This window comes from Diaphorobacter sp. LR2014-1, assembly GCF_002916785.1.
Lineage (GTDB): Bacteria > Pseudomonadota > Gammaproteobacteria > Burkholderiales > Burkholderiaceae_C > Diaphorobacter > Diaphorobacter nitroreducens.
Window position 1 is genome coordinate 1 of record NZ_MTBE01000075.1, and the last position, 4,872, is coordinate 4,872.

The window sequence follows — 4,872 nt, forward strand, 5'->3', positions numbered from 1 at the left end:
CTGGTAGAAATCTTTCGAACCTACTTCAATTATTGCGAGGTCGGCGAAGACGGGAAGACTCCCGCCATGCGGCTCGGATTGGCGAAGGGACCAATTACGGCGGAGGACATCATCTATTACCAACCGCCTTTGCCACCGCGCCGGAGGGCACCGCCCAAACCTGCAGAGCCCAAGCCGCTGCCGCCAGGCGTCTGGCCGGCTGAACTGTTCGACGTCCGAAAAGAAGAACCCCTCCTCACCTTGCGGCGGGAGGGGTCTGAAACGAACCGAGCTGCTGGCTTAGCAACTCCTAGCGAGAACGGCTAGCAGAAAGCGCGCCCTGTCCGATGAAGACGTGGCTCAAGCCGTGAAGGCGTGGCGCAGTGGCTGGTACACGCAGGCTGTGCTGGCGGACATGCTCGGCGTCACTGTGGCATGCCTGCGTGATTGCATCCACCGCCACGAGCGCCGCGGCCGATGGGCAGAGTTACAGCCGTAAAATGATTCAATGCTTGATGACCGCTCCAAGTTGTTACTCAAGGCCTTGGTGGAACGCTACATAGCCGAGGGGCAGCCAGTCGGCTCCAGAACCTTGTCGCGGGCATCAGGGCTTGAATTGTCGCCCGCCACCATACGCAATGTGATGGCAGACCTGGAGGACCTGGGGCTTATTGCCAGCCCCCACACCTCCGCGGGCCGTGTGCCCACCGCCAAGGGCTATCGCCTGTTCGTCGACACCATGCTCACCGTGCAGCAGGAGCAGTTGCCGACAGTCCAGCTCATGCCCGAGCAGCCGCAGAAGGTGATCGCCAACGCCGCCCACCTGTTGTCGAGCCTGTCGCAGTTCGTGGGTGTGGTGATGGCGCCGCGGCGCGCCTCGGTGTTTCGCCACATTGAATTCCTGCGGCTGTCCGAGAAGCGTTTTTTGGTGATCATCGTCTCGCCCGACGGTGATGTGCAGAACCGCGTGACCTTTACCGAGGTCGATTACTCCCAGTCGCAACTGGTGGAGGCCGCCAACTTCCTCAACGCCAACTACGCGGGCCTCACCATGGAGCAGGTGCGCGAGCGCCTGAAGCTGGAGGTGGACAAGCTGCGCGGAGAAATCGCGGCGCTGATGCAGGCCGCGGTGAGCGTGGGCTCGGAGGCCATGTCCGGGTCGCAGGACGAGGTGGTGTTCTCGGGCGAGCGCAACCTGCTGTCTGTGAGCGATTTTTCCAGCGACATGAGCCACTTGCGCCGTGCGTTCGACCTGTTCGAACAAAAGACGCAGATCCTGCGCCTGCTGGACATTTCCAGCCGGGCAGAAGGGGTGCGCATTTTCATCGGTGGAGAGAGCCAGGTGGTGCCATTTGAAGAGCTGTCCGTGGTGAGTGCACCCTATGAGGTCGACGGTCAGGTGGTGGGCACCCTGGGCGTGATCGGCCCCACGCGCATGCCCTATGACCGCATGATCCAGATCGTGGACATCACCTCCAAGCTGGTCTCCAACGCCCTGAGCCACCGGAAGTAGCCCCTACAATACGCGCCGCTGCGCCGCCTACGAGGCAGGGCAGCGCACCCCTTGGGGCGTTAGCTCAGTTGGTTAGAGCAGAGGACTCATAATCCTTTGGTCGTTGGTTCAAGTCCAACACGCCCTACCAAGTAGATAAAGGAAATCCTGCTATCAGTACGGTAGCGGGATTTTTTCTTTGAGGGTTCATGTAGCCGTCAGTCAATGGTTTTGAGTGGCTTGCCGTCAGTTCACCCATCGCTGTCGATCGCCTCTAGTCGCTGGGTTTTTCCCCGAAGCTCGATGCAGGCGAGTATTCACTGGCTGCGCTGACACCGGAACTGATCGCCAAGTACCGCGACGACCGACTCTCTGGCCTGGATCGCAAAGACTCCAAGGGCAAAGCCTTTCCCCAAGGACTCAGTGTTTAGCTTGGAAGCTTCGCGATTACCTTGATTTCGAACTGGAAGCCGTAAAGCCAGGTTACGCCGATACCGGTCAGCGTGGGATAGGGGGCCTTGCCCCAATAGTCCGGCACGATCTGCCAAATGCGCTCGAAATTCTTCTCGGGATCCACTACGAACGCCGTCACGTCGACTACGTCGTCAAAGCTGCACCCGGCGGCCTCCAGCACAGCGTTCAGGTGAGTGAAGGCGAGGCGGACTTGAGATGCCAGATCGGGCTCTGGCGTGCCATCTGCACGGCTGCCCACTTGGCCCGAGACGAATAGAAAGCCGTTGGACCGGACCGCTGGTGAGTAGCGGTTCTTCTCGTAAAGAGCTTGGCGGCCTGGCGGGAAGACAACGTCGCGTGGAGGCATGGGACATCTTTCATTGGATAAAAGAACCCACTGTAGGCACTGTATCTGTTCGGATAAACAGGAAAGTATCATCAAGACTGTTTGCAGAATCTGGACAATCTCCTGACCTCTATGGATCGTTTCGACGCTATGGTGGCCTTTGCTCGCGTGGTAGAAACACGCAGCTTTACCCAGGCCGCTCAAACGCTGCACATGAGCAAAACTACGGTAACTCAGCTTGTGCAGCAGTTGGAAGCGCGTTTACGGGTCAGGCTTTTGAACCGCACCACCCGCAAAGTGAACGTGACAGCCGAAGGGGCCGCCTATTACGAGCGTGTCGTGCGTCTGTTGGGTGACCTGGATGATGCGGAGACCAGTCTGACCAGTGCCTCGAGCGCGCCTCAAGGCCGCCTGCGGGTGGACGTGCCCAGCCCTCTGGCACGCATGGTCCTTGTTCCGGCTTTCGCTGCATTCCATGCGCGCTATCCGGACATCCAGGTGCACATGGGTGTAAGTGACCGAGTGGTCGATCTGATCGATGAAAACGTCGATTGCGTGGTGCGGGGAGGTGAGCCGGGCGACGCCTCGCTTGTGGCAAGGCATGTAGGCGATCTTTCCATGGGGCTCTATGCGGCACCTACATACTTGGCGAATGCCGGAATGCCCTTGCACCCCAAGAACCTGGAGGCCGCACCGCACCACATCGTGGGCTTTCTGGGATCAAGCACCGGACGCGTCTTATCCTGCGTATTGCACCGCGGTGACGAACAAGTGCGCGTGATGGGCCGTTACGCGATTGCCACCGACGATGGCAATGCCTATCTGGCGGCAGGCATTGCCGGTCTGGGGGCGCTCTGGTTGCCGCAGTACATGGCAGCGCCTCATATGGCGCGGGGCGAACTGGCGCCGCTGTTTGAGGACTGGTCCATTGCGCCGATGCCGCTGTATATCGCGTTTCCTCCCAACCGTCATGTGGGCGCTCGGCTGCGGGTGTTCATGGATTGGATGGTTGAACTGATGAAGACACATGCTCCGCTGTCCGGGGCGTATCCGCATCGGCGCTGAGAGGAGGGGCGTTGGACTGCGCCAGGGGATTGCGTCACCTGGCAGCCAACGGGTGCGGCACGACCTGCAGCTCACAGCTTCTCTGGCCATAACGACAAGCGGCGCTCTTGGGGCACACTCTGGTCGATGACTGTCGCCAGATCGGGAGTGTCAGGATTTCTGTGTGTGAGGCTGTTGAATCCGTCACTCAATCGTGAGGCGGCTTGGTGATCTTACTGGCCCGATCTGGTAAATCGGTCCTCGTAGAGGATCGCAAATTGGTTCATCGCTGATTTCCAGTGGTTGGCCGCCCGCCCCCAGTCCGCGGTGATGTTGCGCAGCGCCAGCCAGATCAGCTTGGTGGCCGCCTCGTCGCTGGGGAAGTGGCCGCGCGTTTTGATGATCTTGCGCAGCCGTGCGTTCACGCTCTCGATGGCGTTGGTGGTGTAGATCACGCGCCGCACCTCGGGCGGGAAGGCGAAGAACGGGATGACCTTGTCCCAGGCCCGGCGCCAGGCGCTGACCACGGTCGGGAACCGCTGCCCCCAGGGGCCGGCCGCAAACGCATCCAACTCGGCCTCGGCCGCCTCGGCGCTCACCGCGGTGTAGATGGGTTTGATGGCTGCGGCCAGCGCCTTGCGGTCTTTCCATGACGCAAAGTCCAGGCCACCCCGGATCAGGTGCACGATGCAGGTCTGCAGCGTCGTCGCCGGGAACACTGCGCCCAGCGCCTCTGGCATGCCCTTGAGGCCGTCGGTGACGGCAATCAGGATGTCCTGCACCCCGCGCGTCTTCAGATCGTTGAAGACCTTCATCCAGAACTTCGCCCCCTCGGTGTTCTCGATCCAGATTCCCAGGATGTCGCGCGAGCCGTCAGGCAGTACGCCCAGCGCCAGGTAGACGGCCTTGGAGCGCACCACCGCATCCTCGCGAATCTTGACCCGCAGCGCATCGAAGAACACCACCGGGTACATCGCCTCCAGCGGCCGTGTCTGCCAGGCCGTGACCTCGCCCATCACCTCATCGGTGACACGGCTGATGAGCTCGGGCGAGACGTCCACCGAGTACATCTCAGCCAGGAAACCCTGGATCTCGCGCACCGTCATGCCGCGTGCGTACATGGCGATGATCTTGTCGTCGAAACCCGTAAAGCGCCGCTCGTGCTTGCCAATGAGCTGCGGCTCGAAGCTGCCTTCGCGATCGCGTGGGACATCGATGCGCAGCGCCCCCACATCGGTCAGTACGGTCTTGGTGCTCTTGCCGTTGCGGTGGTTGGCTGATCCGCCTGTGGGCTTGGCTTGGCCGGGCGCATAGCCTAGGTGATGACTCATCTCGGCGCCCAGCGCCCGCTCAAGAATTGACTTCTTGAACTGATCGAACAGCCCTTGGACTTGGCCCGGCGTCATGGGCCCGGTCACCAACTGGTCAAGCAGCTCGGCCGGGATGTGAAATTGCGGCTGTGCCGCCTGGTCCGCCAAAGCGGTGGGTTTGGTCTTGCGTGGCATTCATGCTCCTTGTCGACATGCTATGCCTCACACACAAAATTTCTGACAAGCTC

5 protein-coding genes and 1 tRNA gene are annotated in these 4,872 nt (G+C 60.9%); 4 read left to right on the forward strand and 2 right to left on the reverse strand.

The window, feature by feature from the left end; all coding sequences use genetic code 11:
* The 3 genes from BV908_RS22660 to BV908_RS21730 all read left to right on the forward strand — a co-directional run.
* Positions 1-306, forward strand: a 306-nt coding sequence (locus BV908_RS22660) for a hypothetical protein (protein WP_210434001.1), incomplete at its 5' end; no start/stop codon positions are given.
* Between the two features lie 181 nt (positions 307-487).
* Positions 488-1,492, forward strand: a complete 1,005-nt coding sequence (hrcA, locus tag BV908_RS21725; RefSeq protein WP_103739188.1) for a heat-inducible transcriptional repressor HrcA — start codon at positions 488-490, stop codon at positions 1,490-1,492.
* A gap of 53 nt (positions 1,493-1,545) precedes the next feature.
* Positions 1,546-1,622, forward strand: a tRNA-Ile gene (locus BV908_RS21730).
* 276 nt (positions 1,623-1,898) lie between these two features.
* Here BV908_RS21730 and BV908_RS21735 read toward each other — a convergent pair.
* The gene (locus BV908_RS21735) at positions 1,899-2,291 is read right to left on the reverse strand and encodes a RidA family protein (protein WP_103739189.1); all 393 of its coding nucleotides are present in this window, start codon (positions 2,289-2,291) and stop codon (positions 1,899-1,901) included.
* 111 nt (positions 2,292-2,402) lie between these two features.
* Here BV908_RS21735 and BV908_RS21740 point away from each other — a divergent pair, with 111 nt between their 5' ends.
* The gene (locus BV908_RS21740; protein ID WP_103739190.1) at positions 2,403-3,335 is read left to right on the forward strand and encodes a LysR family transcriptional regulator; all 933 of its coding nucleotides are present in this window, start codon (positions 2,403-2,405) and stop codon (positions 3,333-3,335) included.
* A gap of 212 nt (positions 3,336-3,547) precedes the next feature.
* Here BV908_RS21740 and BV908_RS21745 read toward each other — a convergent pair whose 3' ends face one another.
* Positions 3,548-4,819, reverse strand: a complete 1,272-nt coding sequence (locus BV908_RS21745) for an IS256 family transposase (RefSeq protein ID WP_047350851.1) — start codon at positions 4,817-4,819, stop codon at positions 3,548-3,550.
* Positions 4,820-4,872 lie beyond the last annotated feature (53 nt).